General features: G+C 64.5%; 14 protein-coding genes. 7 read left to right on the plus strand and 7 right to left on the minus strand.

Going from position 1 to position 15,712, the window contains the following annotated elements; genetic code table 11:
• The first annotated feature begins 218 nt into the window (after positions 1 to 218).
• The 6 genes from ACIBJI_RS13585 to ACIBJI_RS13610 all read left to right on the plus strand — a co-directional run bounded on the left by ACIBJI_RS13585 (position 219) and on the right by ACIBJI_RS13610 (position 6,385).
• Complete coding sequence (locus tag ACIBJI_RS13585; protein WP_396954879.1) at positions 219 to 1,349, plus strand: LLM class flavin-dependent oxidoreductase; 1,131 nt, start codon at positions 219 to 221, stop codon at positions 1,347 to 1,349.
• The gene (locus ACIBJI_RS13590) at positions 1,346 to 2,509 is read left to right on the plus strand and encodes an LLM class flavin-dependent oxidoreductase (RefSeq protein WP_364354315.1); all 1,164 of its coding nucleotides are present in this window, start codon (positions 1,346 to 1,348) and stop codon (positions 2,507 to 2,509) included. Before ACIBJI_RS13585 ends, ACIBJI_RS13590 begins: the two co-directional genes overlap by 4 nt.
• Before the next feature lie 12 nt (positions 2,510 to 2,521).
• On the plus strand, positions 2,522 to 3,229 hold the full coding sequence (locus ACIBJI_RS13595) for a class II aldolase/adducin family protein (protein ID WP_364354312.1): 708 nt from the start codon (positions 2,522 to 2,524) through the stop codon (positions 3,227 to 3,229).
• A gap of 33 nt (positions 3,230 to 3,262) precedes the next feature.
• On the plus strand, positions 3,263 to 4,213 hold the full coding sequence (locus tag ACIBJI_RS13600; RefSeq protein ID WP_364354309.1) for an ABC transporter substrate-binding protein: 951 nt from the start codon (positions 3,263 to 3,265) through the stop codon (positions 4,211 to 4,213).
• A gap of 175 nt (positions 4,214 to 4,388) precedes the next feature.
• Positions 4,389 to 5,435: a hypothetical protein gene (locus tag ACIBJI_RS13605; protein WP_364354306.1), complete on the plus strand. Its 1,047-nt coding sequence runs from the start codon at positions 4,389 to 4,391 to the stop codon at positions 5,433 to 5,435.
• 59 nt (positions 5,436 to 5,494) lie between these two features.
• A complete protein-coding gene (locus ACIBJI_RS13610) occupies positions 5,495 to 6,385 on the plus strand; it encodes a class I SAM-dependent methyltransferase (RefSeq protein WP_364354303.1) in 891 nt (296 codons plus the stop codon).
• A 363-nt stretch (positions 6,386 to 6,748) separates the two neighbouring features.
• On the opposite strand, the gene ACIBJI_RS13615 is transcribed toward ACIBJI_RS13610, so the two are convergent.
• The 4 genes from ACIBJI_RS13615 to ACIBJI_RS13630 all read right to left on the minus strand — a co-directional run bounded on the left by ACIBJI_RS13615 (position 6,749) and on the right by ACIBJI_RS13630 (position 11,745).
• A complete protein-coding gene (locus ACIBJI_RS13615) occupies positions 6,749 to 7,993 on the minus strand; it encodes an NADH:flavin oxidoreductase/NADH oxidase family protein (RefSeq protein WP_364354300.1) in 1,245 nt (414 codons plus the stop codon).
• 301 nt (positions 7,994 to 8,294) lie between these two features.
• Positions 8,295 to 9,812, minus strand: a complete 1,518-nt coding sequence (locus ACIBJI_RS13620; protein WP_364354297.1) for an AMP-binding protein — start codon at positions 9,810 to 9,812, stop codon at positions 8,295 to 8,297.
• A gap of 11 nt (positions 9,813 to 9,823) precedes the next feature.
• A complete protein-coding gene (locus ACIBJI_RS13625; protein WP_364354583.1) occupies positions 9,824 to 10,771 on the minus strand; it encodes an alpha/beta fold hydrolase in 948 nt (315 codons plus the stop codon).
• An 8-nt stretch (positions 10,772 to 10,779) separates the two neighbouring features.
• Positions 10,780 to 11,745 carry an enoyl-CoA hydratase/isomerase family protein gene (locus tag ACIBJI_RS13630; protein WP_364354294.1) on the minus strand — a complete coding sequence of 322 codons (966 nt, stop codon included), beginning with the start codon at positions 11,743 to 11,745 and terminating at the stop codon, positions 10,780 to 10,782.
• 164 nt (positions 11,746 to 11,909) lie between these two features.
• Between ACIBJI_RS13630 and ACIBJI_RS13635 the strand changes: the two genes are divergently transcribed.
• Complete coding sequence (locus ACIBJI_RS13635) at positions 11,910 to 12,614, plus strand: WHG domain-containing protein (RefSeq protein WP_364354291.1); 705 nt, start codon at positions 11,910 to 11,912, stop codon at positions 12,612 to 12,614.
• A gap of 69 nt (positions 12,615 to 12,683) precedes the next feature.
• Here ACIBJI_RS13635 and ACIBJI_RS13640 read toward each other — a convergent pair whose 3' ends face one another.
• From ACIBJI_RS13640 to ACIBJI_RS13650, 3 genes are all read right to left on the minus strand, one after another.
• A complete protein-coding gene (locus tag ACIBJI_RS13640) occupies positions 12,684 to 13,577 on the minus strand; it encodes an SDR family oxidoreductase (protein WP_364354288.1) in 894 nt (297 codons plus the stop codon).
• 141 nt (positions 13,578 to 13,718) lie between these two features.
• Positions 13,719 to 14,420, minus strand: a complete 702-nt coding sequence (locus tag ACIBJI_RS13645; RefSeq protein WP_364354285.1) for a WHG domain-containing protein — start codon at positions 14,418 to 14,420, stop codon at positions 13,719 to 13,721.
• Between the two features lie 662 nt (positions 14,421 to 15,082).
• Positions 15,083 to 15,679, minus strand: a complete 597-nt coding sequence (locus tag ACIBJI_RS13650) for a helix-turn-helix domain-containing protein (protein WP_364354282.1) — start codon at positions 15,677 to 15,679, stop codon at positions 15,083 to 15,085.
• Between the last annotated feature and the right edge of the window lie 33 nt (positions 15,680 to 15,712).

A 15,712-nucleotide genomic window follows, 5' to 3' on the forward strand; every position in this document is an offset into this window, starting at 1 on the left:
GGCCCGGAGGAGGCAGCGCGCGTAACCACGGAGGGCTCCTCGGGCATGCCAGAAAGGACACCGCATGACCGAGTCAGGGCCCGGAGGAGGCAGCGCGCGTAACCACGGAGGGCTCCTCGGGCATGCCAGAAAGGACACCGCATGACCGAGTCAGGGCCCGGAGGAGGCAGCGTGCGTAACCACGGAGGGCTCCTCGGGCATGCCAGAAAGGACACCGCATGACCGAGTATCTGTGGCGGCTGCCCAGCCATGGTGACGGCCGCCGAGCTCGCCCGCAGTTACGTCACCGCGGTGGATTCGGTGACCCGGTCCCGACACCGGCCGGCGGGCCCTTCGGTGCGCGCCCGGACGACCGGGAACCGACCGATGTACGCCCCGGGCACTTCGGGCCTTTCGACGATCTGCACCAGGTGATCGACGCCGCCGAGCTGGCGGGCCTCGACGGTGTGCTCGCACCGTACGACCCGCTGGGCGAGGAATCGTGGATCGTGGCAGGCGGTGCATTGCGCGCCACCCGCCACGCGCGCGTGATCGTAGAATTCCAGCCTGCTTTCGGCACTCCGGTGTACGCGGCGAAGGTCTCGGCCACCCTGCAACGGCTATCCGCGGGACGGTTGAGCTGGCGGCTGGCCGTCGACACCGACGCCGAGGATGCGCGTACCCGCGGCGACCGCGTCAGCGGGGACGACCGGTATGCGCGGGCAGCAGAGTTCCTGACCGTGGCGCGGGGTGTGTGGAATGCCGACCCGGTGCCCGGCGCGGGATTCCAAGGCACCGGGTTCGATTTCGCGGGCGAATACTACGACGTGATCGACGGCGGCTTCCGCGGCATCCTGTCCGGGTTGCCCTTCCCGACGGTGTACCTGTCGGGCACTTCGGGGCCGGCACTGGATCTTTCGGCCCGCCACGGTGATGTGCACCTGTTCACCGAATCCACCGACGGTCCGGCCGCAGCGCTGGCGCAGCTGCGAGAGCGCACCGCCGAGACCGGTCGCCGTGTGCGTGCGGGGCTGGAGCTGCCGGTGATCGCCCGCGAAACCGAGGACGAGGCATGGGCGCGCGCGGAACGCCAATGGCGCGAAGTACATCCCGACGGTCCCGGCGCGCGGTCGCTGAGTCTCGACGGTGCCCGCTGGGCCGGGTTCACCGAGCTCGGCTACCCGCAGCCGGTCGGCCTGGTCGGCAGCTACGAGGACGTGGCCCAGCAGTTGCAGGTCTACGAGGCCGCCGGTTTCGACAGCATTGTGCTGTCCGGGCACCCGCACATCGAGGAAGTGCACCGCGCCGGTGAGCATTTGCTGTTCCTGGCCGATCCGGCCGGCCGCACCCTGCAGGAGACCACGGCATGAGCATCGACATCTATTGGCGCATCGGCATGGAAGGCGACCATGCCTCCCTGCGTACCCCGCGCCGCTACAACCGCGGCGACGCCAACGGCTACGGCCCGGGCAATATCGCCCCGGCCGTGCGCGGCGGCGCACTCGATGGCTACAGCTACATCGACCACGTCGCCGCTGTCGCCAAAGCCAGTGAATCTGCCGGATTCCTGGGCGGTCTGTTGCCCTCGTTCCCAGTGACCGAGGACCCGTGGGCCTTTGCCGCTGCGCTGGCCCGCGAGACCACCACCTATCGGTTCATGGTCGCCTTCCAACCCGGGTTCCTGCATCCGGTGCAGGCCGCGCGCATGTCGGCCAGCCTGCAACGCGCCACCGGCGGACGACTGGTCTACAACATCATCAGCGGAGGCGGTGGCCCGGCCCAATTGTGGTGGGGCGACAAGGTATCCCACGACGACCGCTACGCACGTACCAGCGAATTCCTCGACGTGCTGCGCGGGGTGTGGGACGGACAGCCCTTCACCCACGCCGGCCGGTTCTTTGGCACCGACGCCGCCGCCCTGCCGCCAGGCCTGGCAGGGCAACCGTTCCCGGAGGTCTACTTCTCCGGGTCCTCGGGTGCAGCAGTGCAGGCCGCCGGCCGTCACGCCGACTACTATCTTTCCTGGCTCGAGCCCTACGCCGATCTGCGCGCCAAGTTCGATGGGGTGCGCGCGCACGCCGAAACGATCGGGCGCACCCCGAAATTCGCGGTCCGCATCGACATCGTGGCCCGTCACACCGAGGAAGCGGCCTGGGCCGAGATTCGCAAAGGCTGGGCCTTCGTCGATCGCGACGCTGCCAACCGCGCCGCCCGAGGTGATTCGGTCGGTGCGGCCCGCATCAAAGGCTGGGTGCCCGAAACCATCACCGGCTACCGCGATCTGGAAGTGCAGCCCAACGTCTGGTGCGGGTTCAGCCTGATTCGCGGCGGGCCCGCCTTCGGTCTGGTCGGCAGCTACGAACAGGTCGCCCAACGCCTCGACGAGTTGATCGATCTCGGTGTCGACGCCTTCATTCTGGCCGGTAACCCGCATCTGGAAGAGGCCTACCGGATCGGTGAGGAAGTTCTGCCGTTGCTGGGTCGCACCCGTCTGACCACCCCGAGCACTCCCGTCCTCACCCACGCCTGACTAGGAGAAGCCATGACCACCACCGAGATTCGGCTCGACGAGACCGTGCAGGCCTTCGTCGTCGCCGCGACCCGTGACGCGGAGAAGGCCTTCCGAGTGCTGCGTGAGACCGGCACCGTCACCGGCAACGGCACCGTCAATTTCGTCGAACGCGTACCGGGCACCGAGATCGCCGTCGCCCTCAACGAACCGGGCCCGTGGGCCGAGGACCGCACCGTCGTGCCGGTCGTGGCCGGCTTCGACGGAGACGTGCTCTCCGGCACCGGATCCGCCGGGTTCGTCACCGGCTATGCCAAGGTGTTCCGCGCGCACCCGGAGATCACCTCCGTGGTGCACGTGCACAGCCCGTGGCTGGGCGGCTGGGCCCAGACTCACCGCGTGTTCCCCATCCGCTACGCCGCGGTGCAGCGGCTGACCCTGTCGCGGCAGATTCCGCCGCATATCGACCGCAGCATCGGCGCCGGCGATTTCATTCTCGACCAGCTCACGCGGGACCCCGACCTGATCGCCATCTTCGAAGCCAACGGCGGCGCCAACGTTATCGGCCGCGCCGGACTGCTGGAGCTGGCCAAGCTGGTGGTCCTGCTCGAGGAAGGCGCTCAATATCAGGCCATCGCCGAAACACTCGGCGGCTCGGTTGATTTCGACAAATCCAACCTCGCCGTCCAGTGGGGTCGCACCGGCCTCGCTGACGAAGCCCGCCGCCGCGGCCTGATCTGACCACCACTCCCCAGTATCCCCAGGAGCCTTTCCATGACCGTTCGTGTCGGCTACTTCCCGCACAACAACTCCCTGTTCGTCCTGCGCCACCGCGGCATCCTCGAGCGGACCCTGCCCGAGGTGGAATGGGTGGACCTGCGCGCTCTGCCGCAGCCGGAGCGCGTGGATGTGAAAACCGCACTGCCGTCGCTGCATTCGGACTTCTTGTTCACCGATCCCGGCTACGACTTCATCGGCACCGGCTTCACCCCGCCGGTCACCGCCTTGGCCCACGGCCGCGACATCGTCTACGTCGGCATCTCCGGTCCGCGCATCGAGAACGGGCGCCTGGTCACCAAGGCCGACAGTGGCATCGAATCGGTCGCCGATTTGAAGGGCAAGCGTGTCGGCATCGCCCACGGCTCTTGGCAGACCACGCTGCTGCTGTTCGCGCTGGAGAAGGCCGGACTGGGCTGGGCCGATATCGAACCGGTCGATACCGACGTGCACGACGGTGGCGCCGCGCTGATTGCCGGCGACCTCGATGCCTGGGTCGGCGCCTACCCGGGGTTGACGGCCGTGGAGGCCGTCACCGAACTGCGGACGCTGATCGACACCGAATCGCTGTTCAGCCATCCTTCGCTGTGGTTCACCCGCCGCGACTTCGCCGAGAACAATCGCGAAGCCCTCGCGGCGATCATTGCCGCGCTGCAGGAATCCGATGCGTGGATCGTGCAGAACCCGCGCGCGGCCGCCCAGTACTTCGTCGACGACATCGTCGCCCGGGGTGGCAGCGCCGATCTGGATGCATGGGAGGCGGCGCTGCGCGGGCGGCCGTTCGGCATCGGCCCGGTGACCGAGGAATTCCTCGACGAACAGCAGCACGCCGCGGACCTACTCGCCGCGAACGGGCTACTGCCCCAGACGATTCGCACGCGCGAAGCGGTCGACGCATCGATCGGTGAGTTCGTCGCCGCGAGCCGCGAACCGGCGACCGCCAACTGACAAGCTTGATCCGGCCGCCCGAGTGAGCGGCCGGACAGCATCTCGGTGCAACCGTAGGCAATTGGGTGCTGAGCGAGGATGCTACGGGGCAGCTGACCCCGACCACGAACCGCTGCCGTTCAGATAAGTCGACGGTTCCGTAGCAGATTGCAACAGGTGCTGTGTAACCACGACGATGACCGTGCTGCCGATCTTGGAGTTGAGGGTGGCGGTGCCGTGCACCGAGTGCCTCAACCACAACCACTGGACCAAATGCGATCTGCGCCATGGGGGACCAACGATTCAGACCTCCAGGATGGGGTTGTTCCGCGGGTCTGTTGGCTATGATCGGACTGTCGAGACTCTGCGAGCTGTTGCTCATCTCAATGTAGGCGGGGGGCTGATGGTGAGTAGCGAACACTCGCGGCCTGCTCAACGGCGACAAGCCAATGAGCGCGCAATTTACCGCCAGTTGCGCGAGCAGGATACGGCCTTCGGTGGCGCCACCCCGTCCCCGCATCAGTTGGTCGCAGTGGTCTTCGACAGCGACCTATCGGAGACTGGCGACCTCACCAGAAGAATCCGGGTTGTACTTCGCCTAGGCGATCTACAAGGAGGAACACCAGAATATCTTTGGCGTATTCCGCATCCGCCCCGACGGCCGCCGTTCGCGCTTGACATTCGAGTGCTTCCGAATCCTTTGGCATATCGCATTGAGCAAGCAGAGATATCGTCCGATGTTGCCTGCACCAATGTGGTATTCGATTTGGCGGACTGCGTAGGGGGGAGGGTTATCGAGTTAGTATTCAGCTACTCACTCGAAAATTCGATAGATATAACGCGCCGTGGTCTATTCTCTACGAGTCATACCTTTGTTTGGACGTACACTTTCGTATCTCAAACCAGCTATTTCGAGACTAAACTCAGTTTTCCGAGAGGTGCGAGCCTGAGCGTCGACAGCAACGAAACCTCGCTTCATGCCTTTGAACGCACCGCGGAGATCGACGGACGTGCAGTGTATTCATATACAAGCTGGGAGCCGCGGCAAGGGCGGACAATTAGCGGCTGCGTGACGTACCGAATTTGGTCGTCCGCAATCGAGCCGGTCGTCGCGATTGCGGGAGGTGCGGTCATTGCTATTCCGGCAGCATTTGCGACGAACGTACTCACGGGGGTCATAACCTTCGGCCTTGCCGCGCTGGTTACAGGATTCGCCCAAGCTATGATCGGCCGACTGAAGTAAGTTACGTACGTATGGTCATAGTTGAAAATTGAAGTCCGCTACAATAGTATAGGCGCAATATGCGAAATTGGGCATCTCGAGTATTCGATTGGAACTCTCTGTCCGCCAGTTACCCGGCCCAGTATGAACACCTGAATGAGAAGTACGGGCAACTCTATTCGGCGGCGGCAGAACGGTTAACGGCGGTTTCGGGAATCTCTTCTGGTGGTGTTGTTGTTGATGTTGGCGCAGGCAGCGGCTTCTCTACCGAGATTATCGCCCAAGAGGTCGGGAGATCGGGCCGTGTGTTAGCCATTGATCCGAGCGTCCCGATGCTCGAGCGGGCGCGTGCGAGATCCTATCCATGTCCGATCACCTTCCGTAAGGGTGAGGCGGAAGATATCTATACGATTGCAGAAGAGGAGGGGTTCCTCGGATGTGATGAAGTTTTGTCCAGTTTCACTTACTACTATACGTTTCTCGACAGACCGTCACTCCATCGCGCCATATATGATGTTCTCAAACCTGGTGGTAAATGGGCATTCAACCTAACCAAATATCTTGGCGAGATGAGAATTGAGGGGAACGAGTACAATAAGTTTGGCAAGATTTACGTCAACAAGCTCAAATCCACCGTTGCACGTCGTGGTATTGATCCTGGCGTTCGGAACGACGAGGCATCTGGTCAATTTACGGATACGGCCTGGGAAGCGGCGGAGCTACACGCGGCTGGTTTCGTTGATATCGAGATCGAGGCCTGGCCGCTACCATTAGTGCCTAGTGAAGCATTTCGCTTCACGCTCGATGGATTCTATAGTCATGGATCGCGAGTCACCTTTCTTCCGTCCCTGATGAATGTTCCGATCGGCGAGCGTATCGAGCTTATGACGGAAGCTCTGACCGACTGCGCGGACGAGCTCGACTCCCACTCTCCTCCACATATAGCCAATTTCGTCGCCCGACGTCCATAGTTTTATGCCGACTGAACGGCGATTCGTCTTGCTATTAGGCTCCAGGTAGCTGCGGGCAAAGTAGCGGTGTGTTACCTGGTCGAGGCTCGGCTGTCGCTGCGTGCTGAGGACCGATCGCCCTTGGTCATGCCCTATGTTGAGACTTCACCATCCGCGGCGACTGACTGGAAAGCTCGTGTTCGGCGGCGTCGTGATCGCGATCCGGCTCCGTGATAAATCCATCAGTATCGCAAGGGTGATCCCGCCGCCGCTCGAACTCATCAAGGTTACCCAGAGGGTTGAACCCTTTCCTGTCCGGTTGTGTCAACCAGGATTGTTTGCGGGGCAATCTATTTCGAAGTCAGGAGTTTTCGGGGTATCTACTTACAGGCCGCGCTTGGATCCGAAAGACGCCCGGCCGTTGCGGCGTAGCAGCGCGAGAGCAGTGGCGATGCGACCCCGATTCAGATCCGGCTCCAGACCGGCACCCACACGGTGCAATTGGTCTGTGTGCCAGCCGAGGTCGAGAAATCCGTCGAGCCCCTTGATATCGGTGACCTTGCTCAGGACGCCGCGCATTCCGGCTTGTATCTGGTGCGCGGTGAGGGTCTGCGCGCGCCCCGCGAGGATTATGTCGGCGGCGTCGGGCGTCGTCGCGGTCGGTCGGCCGATGCCGACGACATCGCACTCACCGGAGCGGACCGCATCGTCCATCGCGGTGCGGGACCGGAAACCGCCCGTGACCGCCAGCGGGATATCGCCGACGAGGGCGCGGACCGTGCGGGCGTACTCCAGGAAGTAGGCCTCTCGAGCCCGCGTACTGGCCGCGGCCGTGCCCATCATGGCCGGCTCCTCGTAGCTTCCACCGCTGACCTCGATCAGGTCGAGGCCCTCGCGCGCCAGTGCCGCCACGACGCCGCGGGACTCTTCCTCGGTGAAACCGCCGCGCTGGAAGTCGGCCGAGTTGAGCTTGATGCCCACCGCGAAACCGGGTGACACTCGCGCGCGGATGTGGCGGACGACCTCGAGCGCGAAGCGCATGCGTCGTTCAGGGTCACCACCCCAGGCGTCATCGCGCTGGTTGGTCAACGGCGAAAGGAACTGTGCCACAAGATATCCGTGCGCGCCGTGCACCTGTACGCCGTCGAAGCCCGCCGTCTCGCATACGGCCGCAGCGGCCGCGAAGCGCTCGATGATGTCCTCGATCTCCGTGGGCGTCAGCTCACGAGGGATGGTCGCGCCGGGCAGGTTCAGGGGGATCGGGCTGGGGGCGACGGGGGTATGTCCGAGTGCGAGGGGATTCGACTGGCGTCCGGGATGGTTGAGCTGTACCCAGATCGGGACGCCCGCGTCCTTGGTCGTCTTGGCCCAGCGGGTCAGCGCGTCGAGGTCGCGCTCATCTTCGATGACGACGTTGCCCGGCTCGCCGAGTTGCGCGCGATCGACCATGACGTTGCCGGTGATGAGCAGCCCGTACCCGCCTTGGCTCCAGGTCGCGTAGAGCTGCTCCAGGCGGCCGTCGGGGGAGTTCTGCTTGTTGCCCAGCGCTTCGCTCAACGCGGCCTTCATGATCCGGTTGGGGAGAACCTGGCCGCAGGGCAGTGTCAGCGGGTCGTGCAGGGCGGTCATAGAAATATTCCTTTCGATCAGGTCGGCCTCGAGCCGGATTCTTGCGCGGGTAGAGGCGCGGCCTCGCTGATGGCCTCTGGGTCTCGGGTCGAACGTTGCGAATGAGCGCCGCTGGCCGGGCTGTCTCCTGGCCGGGACCTTGCAGCTTTCCCGTGCGCTCGCCGACCGACAGCTCGCTGACGACGTGCTGGCGGAGGGCATCAGGAATGTCCTCACGCTGTTGGACATCGCACATTAAAAAATGCCCCGCCGCAGGATCCTGTGGCGGGCACCCTCGCAGCACCCCGCGAGCGTGACGAGGTCACGATCCAGCGGCTCGAGCGTGGTCTGTCCGTAGTGAGACCTTGTCGATCTTGCCGACCGCGTTCTTAGGGATGGCATCGACCACCAGGAACGTGGTAGGGCGTTTGTAGTGCGTGAGTTGCCGGGAGCACAGCTCTTTCAGAGCCGCGGGATCGATCGTCGAGCCCGGGCGAGGTTGGACGTAGGCGATGACGATCTCGCCCCATTTTTCGTCCGGTGCGCCGATCACGGCCGCCTCGAGTACCGAATGGTCGCCGACCAGGACGTCCTCGATCTCCTTGGGGTAGATATTCTCGCCGCCGCGGATGATCATGTCCTTCGATCGCCCGACCAGTGTCAGATAGCCCTCCGCGTCGACATGGCCGACGTCACCGGTATGCAACCAGCCGTCGACGATCACGCGCGCGGTGTCGTCCGGACGGCCGAGATAGCCGCGCATGACGTTGGGCCCGCGCACGACGAGCTCACCGTCCACTCCCGGCGCGACCTCGGTGCCCGAGTCGTCGACGATCCGAATCTCTTGTCCCGGGAACGGAAGTCCGACTGTCCCGGCGCGGCGTGGACCCGCGAGCGGGTTGATCGTTGTGCCGCATGTTCCTTCGGACAGCCCGTAGCCCTCGATGAGGGGAAATCCGTATCGGGCCTCGAATCGGGTCAGTAGCTCGGCCGAGGCTGGTGCCGCGCCACAGACGGCGAAACGCAATGACGAGGTATCGGGCCGGACACCGTCCGGGAGCGCGGCAAGAATGCTGTAGATCGTCGGCACCCCGCTGAAGAAGGTGGGACGCTCGGATTCGACGAGGTCGAAGAAGGTTCGGGGATCGAACCGGCCCGCGATGACGACACTCGCACCGGCGAGCAGCGGCGTGAGGATACTGACCACGATCCCATTGACATGGAACAGTGGCAGGATCAACAAGCACCGGTCGGTCGGTCCCACCACCAGTGCCTCGACTCCCATGAGCGCCATGGCATCGATGTTGGCGTGATCGAGCATCACGCCCTTTGGAACGCCCGTGGTGCCACTGGTGTAGATGAGCAGGGCCAGGGCGGACGAGTCCACCTGCGGCTGCTGGACCCACTCCAGCGCCGTTCGATGCAGGAGGTCCAGTGCGGACGTCGGCTCAGGGATATCCGCCACCTCGGTGGGCAGGTCACCCACCGCGAGTGTGGTGATGCCGCCGACCGGGGTTATGTCGTCCTCCACCACCAACAGGCGGGCATCGGAGTCGTCGAGCTGTCGAACGACCTCGTTATCGGTCAGGCTCGGATTGACCGGGGTGATGGTGGCGCCGAGCCGCCAGGCCGCGAACAGCAGCAGCACGAACTCGAGGCGGTTGCGCAACTGAAGAGCCACGACGTCGCCGGGGCCGATCCCGAGCTCTCGAAGGTGATGAGATGCCGCTCGAACGCGGTCCAGCAGCTGGGCATTGGTCAGCGACTGGGACCCATCGGCGATCGCGGGCCCATGCGGGTCCAGCTCGGCGCGGCGGTCGGGCAGAGAAGCAAAATTCATCGCGAGCGTACCTACCTTGATGTGACGCGATCCGGTTCGGGAATCGAAGGGGCGGGCGCCGGGGCGAATTGGCGGGTCAGGAACTCGACCTGGTCACGCACCAACGCTTCGAAGGCATCGCCGAGGTAGAAGTCGAAGTGGCCCGCGTCGTAGGTCTTGATCTCCCCTCGGGGCGCCGTGCGCGCGTATCGGAGGGTCTGCGTGGGTGGCGTGACAGTGTCGGTGTTGCTGACGCAGAACAGGATCGGGATGGTTATCTTCTTTGCCGCGCGTCCGGGTCGGTAGGCGGCGATCGTCGGAATGACCCGCGCGGCAGCCTCGTTCACGAACGTCGTCCCGTTGGGGATCAGCGCCTGGTAGCCGGGTAGCGCGTCCGGGGCGTTCATCAGGGCAGGGGAGCCGGGGGGTGCGGCCAGGGGGATCGTCACCGGTGCGCGGCCGAGGATCATGGCCGTCAGGTCTCGGACCAGCACTGGAGCAAGTTTGAGCGATGCGACCGGGCCCAGCGCGAGCGCTGAGGCCAAACCGTCGGTGAACGGGCATTGGGCCACGGCCGCTCGCAGTTCGGGATGGCGGGAAGCGACGGTGATGGCGTGGCCGCCGCCAAAGGAGCTGCCCCAGACCGCAATTCGTGTGCCGTCGACGTCCCGGCGAGCCCGGGCGTAGTCGATGGCGGCATCCCAGTCGGCGAGCTGCCGCTGGATCGACAGCAGTTGGCGAGGTTGGCCACCGCTGTCACCGAAGTGCCGATAGGTGAAGGCCAGGCAGGCGATCCCGGCCTTGGCGAACCGCTCGGCGAAGGCGTCCAGCCGCATCTCCCGGGTCGCGCCCAGGCCGTGACCGAGGACGACGACGGGTGGCGCGGTGACGCCGGTCGGCAGGTAGAGCCACGCGCTACATGTGCTGGTGCCGGAGGAGAAGTAGACGTCCTGACGGGTAAAGGGCTTTTCGGCGGCCATGGGTCGTCTCATCGTCCGTTCGTCGAGCGACGCCCGGGCACAATGCCCAGTTCGAGCGCTTGCTTGTAAATGTCGGGGTTGTAGAGGGGGAGTTCACCGTTGGATTCAGTGCTCTGCATGTAGTCGAGCATCAGTTCTTGACCGTCTTTCGACAGTGCGGTGCCCAGGAACTCGGTGCGCTCGACGTGCAGGCCGTCCGTCAGCGACATCGACCCGCCGAAATACACCGCTCGCTTGATGGCTTCGACCGATCCCTTTGTCCGCGAGCCGAAGTGGGCTGCGAGTTCGACCGCCCGCGCGACGACCTGGTCCTGTGGGACCACGTCGTCGACGGCCCCGTTGGCGAGTGCTTGCGCGGGTGTGAACGGCTTACCTTCGAGGATCGCGACCAAGGACTTGTGCGTGCCGATCAGGCGAGTCAGGCGCTGGCTGCCACCGCCGCCCGGCATGATGCCGAGGAGGACCTCCGGTTGGCCGATTAAGAAGTCGCCGTCGGCCATCACCCGAAGGTCGTTCGCCCAGGCGAACTCCGCCCCGAGGCCGAGTGCCGAACCGTTGAGAGCGGCGATGAAGATGACGCCACTGCGATTCATCCGAAGGAACGTCGTGTGCAGGCGCTCGAGTTCGACCGCGGGCCCCATCGGGGTCCGGTTTACCAAGGGGCCCAGGCGGGCCCGGTCCACATTCTTCGCGGTACGCGCGAGAACGGAGGCTCCGAGTCGGTTGACCGAGGGCACCGCGGCGCCTCCCTCCTGCAGCCAGCGGACATCGGCGTGGCTGACGAACCGCTCGGGATGCGCCCCGGTGAAGACGACCGCGTGCACGTTCGGGTCGCCGTCGACGCGGTCCACCAACGCTTCCAGCTGGTTGGCGATCTCGAGGCCGAACAATCCATGCGGGCCGCCGTCGACGCGGGCGATCAAAACTGCGCCGCGGTCCTCGATATCGAGGTGGCCCTTGCTGTGTTGTCTCATCGACTCTGCCTCCGTAATGCAAGTGGATTGGGATCGGCAGGCCGAGCCGGTGCCTGGCCGAGCTGCCAATAACGAAGTTACAAGGCTAATATAACGAAGTTACATGATGTGTGGCAATAGTCGTACCGTCGCGGGGCGGGCGAGCTGTGGAGTCGGGTGGAAATATGAGGAACGTGTCAGAGGATTCGACCAGCGAAAGCGTGCCGGAGCGGCTCGTCAAGGCGACCATCGGTCTGCTGGCCGAGCAGGGTCCTTCGGCCATCAAAGCGCGGACTGTGGCGTCGGCGACCGGACTGTCGACGATGGTGGTCTACAGCCACTTCGGTGGGATCCCCGAACTCGTTCGAGCTGTCGTCGACCGGGGATTCAAGGACCTCGACCTGGCATTTTCCCGAATGCCGGTGACCGCGGATCCGATCGCGGATCTGTTCACGATGGCGTTGACATGCCGGCGCGTCGCCCGGGAGAACCCCCACCTCTATGACCTGATGTTCGGTCTGTCCACACGCGCGACATATCGGCCGATGGGGGATTCCGACATACGTTTCAGCGGGCGGTCGCCGGCCTTCCGGGACGCCTACGCGCACATGGTCGAAGCGTGCCAGCGGCTCCTGGACTCCGGCCGAATCGAGCAGCAGGAACCCGAAGTCGTCGCCGCCCAGTTGTGGAGCTTCGTGCACGGCTATATCACCCTCGAGCTGGCCGAGCACTTCGCCGATTTCAGCGACCCGGTTGTGCAGGTGATGCTGCCGATGGGCGTGAACCTTTCGGTCGGGCTCGGCGATGAGCGGGAACGGGCACACGCCTCGCATGAGGCGGCACTGCACTCTTGCGACGCGCTCAATCCTCGGCCGATACATCCTCGATGAGCAGGGCCATCGGCGTGGCCTCGATCGCATAGTCCGTAGCCAGGCGGCAAGGGCGTCACTTTCTGATGGTTACGGGTGTTGTGCCGGACGGGTTTTGTCGGCTCCCGGCGTGAGTTGGTCATGACGCCCCAGTGCCGCGACCTCACGCTCCATGGTCGGAACCAGTTCGGCCGCGAAGCGCCTCGCCCAACGCCAGGTCAGCGGTGAGTTCACGGCGCCTTTCGCCCAGTTGGCGACGGCGACCGCGCGCGGTACGTAGACGCGGGCACGCCGGCGCGCGAGTCCATCGACGATCGCGGTGGCTGCCTCATCGACGCTCGTGGTGACATTGCCCGGATAGGGCAGCTTTTCGCGTATTCCCTGGAAAGAGGGGAGGTCCGCTTCCGCGCCTCGGACGAGATCGGTGTCGATCCACGAGGGGTGGACCACGCCGACCGTGATACCGAGGTGCGCCACCTCTTGGCGGTACGTCAGGGTGAGTATTTCGACTCCGGCTTTGCTCGCAGCGTAGGAGGCCATTCCTGCCAGGGGCATGAAGGACAGTGCGGACGCGATGACCAGCACGTGGCCTCGGGTGCGCTCGAGATGCGGTGTCGCGTGCTTGAGGGTGCGGAAGACGCCGTTGAGGTTGATGTCCAGAACTCGATCGAACGACGCCTCGTCCATCTGCCGCACGGTCCCGTAGGCCGCTACTCCGGCATTGGCGACAAGGAAGTCGATGCCACCCATGATCTCCGCGCAGTCATCGATTGCTGATCGCAGCGCGGTGCCATCGCACACGTCGGCCTCCCGCCAACATGCGGTGGGGCCCAGGTCGGCAGCGAGTGCGCGCAATTTTTCGGGCTCGAGTCCGATCAAGGCCAGGCGCGCGCCGCGGGCGGCGGCAAGACGTGCCACCTTCTCCCCGATGCCGCGTGCTGCTCCGGTAACTACCAGTCGTCGTCCCGCCAAGCTTCGTTGCATCAGCCGAGGATAACTTCGTTATAGACCGAAGGCAATAGCGCCGACGATTGCGGTGTCATGGTCCGATGCCGATGCCGATGCCGATGCCGATGCCGATGCCGATGCCGATGCCGATGCCGCCGTCGTTCGGTGGCTGTCCGCCTATTTCGAGTCGGTGCTCAGTGAGCGCGATGCGGCGGTCTCGGAGGCATTCGCCGACTCAGTCGTATCGCCCAACCCGACCAGCAGGTTCACTGTCATCGGTTGCAGTATCAAGCGGACGGGGTCTTGGACGTGGGTGAAGGAACCGCCCAATTCCAGCGTGATGAATCCGTGAACGCAACTCCAGAGTTGGGTGGCGATGGCGTCGGGGTCCTCGTCGCTGCGAACGCGGCCGCTGCGTATGAGTCGAGTGCATGTCTCGACCAGATGTGCGTAGTCCGACTGGAATTCCTTGGAGCGTCTGATGGCGCCGGAGTTCGAGGTTTCCAGTGCTCGATAGCTTCCACGTGTCGAGAGGCCGAACATCGCGTCGTAGAGGTGCGGATTGTCTTGGGCGAACCCGCGATAGGCCAGCGCCATCGCGAACAGATCGGTGACCGGATCTTCGCTCGGTGGAACTGCGACGAGGGTTCGGCCGAGGTCTCGGAATCCTTGCTCGACGACGGCTCGGAGTAGCTCGGGCACGCCACCGAGGTGGTAGTACACCGCCATCGTCGATACCTGCGCGGCCTCGGCCACCGACCGTGCCTTGATCTGCGACGGCCCCTTCTCGGCGAGCAGTCTCGTGGCCGCCTCGACCAACCGTTCGACGATCTGATCTGGCGTCAATCGAGTGGCGGCTTCCTTGCTTGGTTTCGGCATCGGAGCCGCGCACCTCCCTGTTCGGACTGCCGTGGGTTTGTGAAACGAGGCTACCGGGCATCCGTGCGAAGGATCGAGACGGCGAACACGGCGCATCATGGCGGCGTCGTATCCGCCGGGCCGATACAGCGGCAACTCACCGCTGTCTGCGGTCTATCGGTGACCTGCTCCTTGCCTTGCCGGTCCCGTCCCATGCCCCGTCTCGGTGGCAGCGGTCGTGCTCGAAATCGCCGGAATGCCGATCATGCTTGCCTGGCAGAGGCGCATCTCCTCGCGTTGAGCGAGATCGGCAGATCGATATCAGCGAGTTCGAATCGACCGGTGGTGGGATCTGGCGGTTCCGCGCGATCATCGACTTCGCCGCAAAGTATTGCCTGGCGGTGACAGTCACGCGGACTGCCTGCAGGGCGGACGCGCTGGCCTGCCAAATGGTGGCAGTTGAGGAGGCGGGCGGGTCCTCGGGGCTGTTTGCTGAGGCCGCAGCTCAGCAACGGGCGCTGCGAGCAGCGCTTGCTGCTGCTGTCGCCATCGTGGGCGGCGATCCACAATCGTGACGTGCGCCCATCGAGACGTCGCCGGGCTGCGTCTGCCCTGTATGCCTCGACTCCGGGCGGCGGACACGGGTCGTGGCGCTATCAGGATCCGGAATGGATCAGGTGAGCTCAGCGGTTTGTTGCTTGGCTGATGAGAGCTTCCGCCGCTCCCCGGGCATGTGCCCAGGGCGCCGGATCGTCGAGGGATGTGGACACGGCTGCACCCTCGAACAGGACAGCGAGCTGGTCGCCCAGCAGCTGGGGGTCTGCCGCGCCGGCTTGTCGGGCCAACTCGGCGAGTCCGTCGATGTAGTTCCGCTTGTACGCGTGGACGATGGCTTGAACACCGGGCATGGTCTCGGCTGCCTCAACCGCCGCATTGTGAAACGGGCAGCCGCGCATCGGCGCATCGGCGACATCTGGGCTGTCGAACAACGCGAGCAGCCGCGAACGCGGATCCGAATCGGACTCCCGCGACGGCGTGTCCGTGATGTCACCCGCCGCTTGTCGCAGCATGCGCAGATACTCCTCCACCAACGCGGTCTTACTCGGGAAGTGTTGGTAGAGAGTTCTTTTCGACACAGATGCTTTGGTCGCGATCAGTTCGACACCAGTGGCGTTGATGCCCTCGGTGTAGAACAGTTCGGCAGCTGCGTTCAGGATGCGCTGACGCGCACCACGCCCTCCTCGACGGGGTGATGCCTGGGTACCGGTCAGCGAAGCCATGAGCTAAGTATACCGATCTGTTTACAAGTGAGG

The sequence above is a fragment of the Nocardia sp. NPDC050408 genome (genome assembly GCF_044458905.1).
Lineage (GTDB): Bacteria > Actinomycetota > Actinomycetes > Mycobacteriales > Mycobacteriaceae > Nocardia.

Coding starts and splice junctions, on each gene's coding strand:
- ACIBJI_RS13605 (WP_364354306.1), top strand. CDS start 4,389: ATGACCGTGCTGCCGATCTTGGAGTTGAGGGTGGCGGTGCCGTGCACC.
- ACIBJI_RS13625 (WP_364354583.1), bottom strand. CDS start 10,771: ATGGCCGCCGAAAAGCCCTTTACCCGTCAGGACGTCTACTTCTCCTCC.
- ACIBJI_RS13610 (WP_364354303.1), top strand. CDS start 5,495: ATGCGAAATTGGGCATCTCGAGTATTCGATTGGAACTCTCTGTCCGCC.
- ACIBJI_RS13635 (WP_364354291.1), top strand. CDS start 11,910: ATGAGGAACGTGTCAGAGGATTCGACCAGCGAAAGCGTGCCGGAGCGG.
- ACIBJI_RS13590 (WP_364354315.1), top strand. CDS start 1,346: ATGAGCATCGACATCTATTGGCGCATCGGCATGGAAGGCGACCATGCC.
- ACIBJI_RS13630 (WP_364354294.1), bottom strand. CDS start 11,745: ATGAGACAACACAGCAAGGGCCACCTCGATATCGAGGACCGCGGCGCA.
- ACIBJI_RS13620 (WP_364354297.1), bottom strand. CDS start 9,812: ATGAATTTTGCTTCTCTGCCCGACCGCCGCGCCGAGCTGGACCCGCAT.
- ACIBJI_RS13585 (WP_396954879.1), top strand. CDS start 219: ATGACCGAGTATCTGTGGCGGCTGCCCAGCCATGGTGACGGCCGCCGA.
- ACIBJI_RS13595 (WP_364354312.1), top strand. CDS start 2,522: ATGACCACCACCGAGATTCGGCTCGACGAGACCGTGCAGGCCTTCGTC.
- ACIBJI_RS13615 (WP_364354300.1), bottom strand. CDS start 7,993: ATGACCGCCCTGCACGACCCGCTGACACTGCCCTGCGGCCAGGTTCTC.
- ACIBJI_RS13650 (WP_364354282.1), bottom strand. CDS start 15,679: ATGGCTTCGCTGACCGGTACCCAGGCATCACCCCGTCGAGGAGGGCGT.
- ACIBJI_RS13640 (WP_364354288.1), bottom strand. CDS start 13,577: ATGCAACGAAGCTTGGCGGGACGACGACTGGTAGTTACCGGAGCAGCA.
- ACIBJI_RS13600 (WP_364354309.1), top strand. CDS start 3,263: ATGACCGTTCGTGTCGGCTACTTCCCGCACAACAACTCCCTGTTCGTC.
- ACIBJI_RS13645 (WP_364354285.1), bottom strand. CDS start 14,420: ATGCCGAAACCAAGCAAGGAAGCCGCCACTCGATTGACGCCAGATCAG.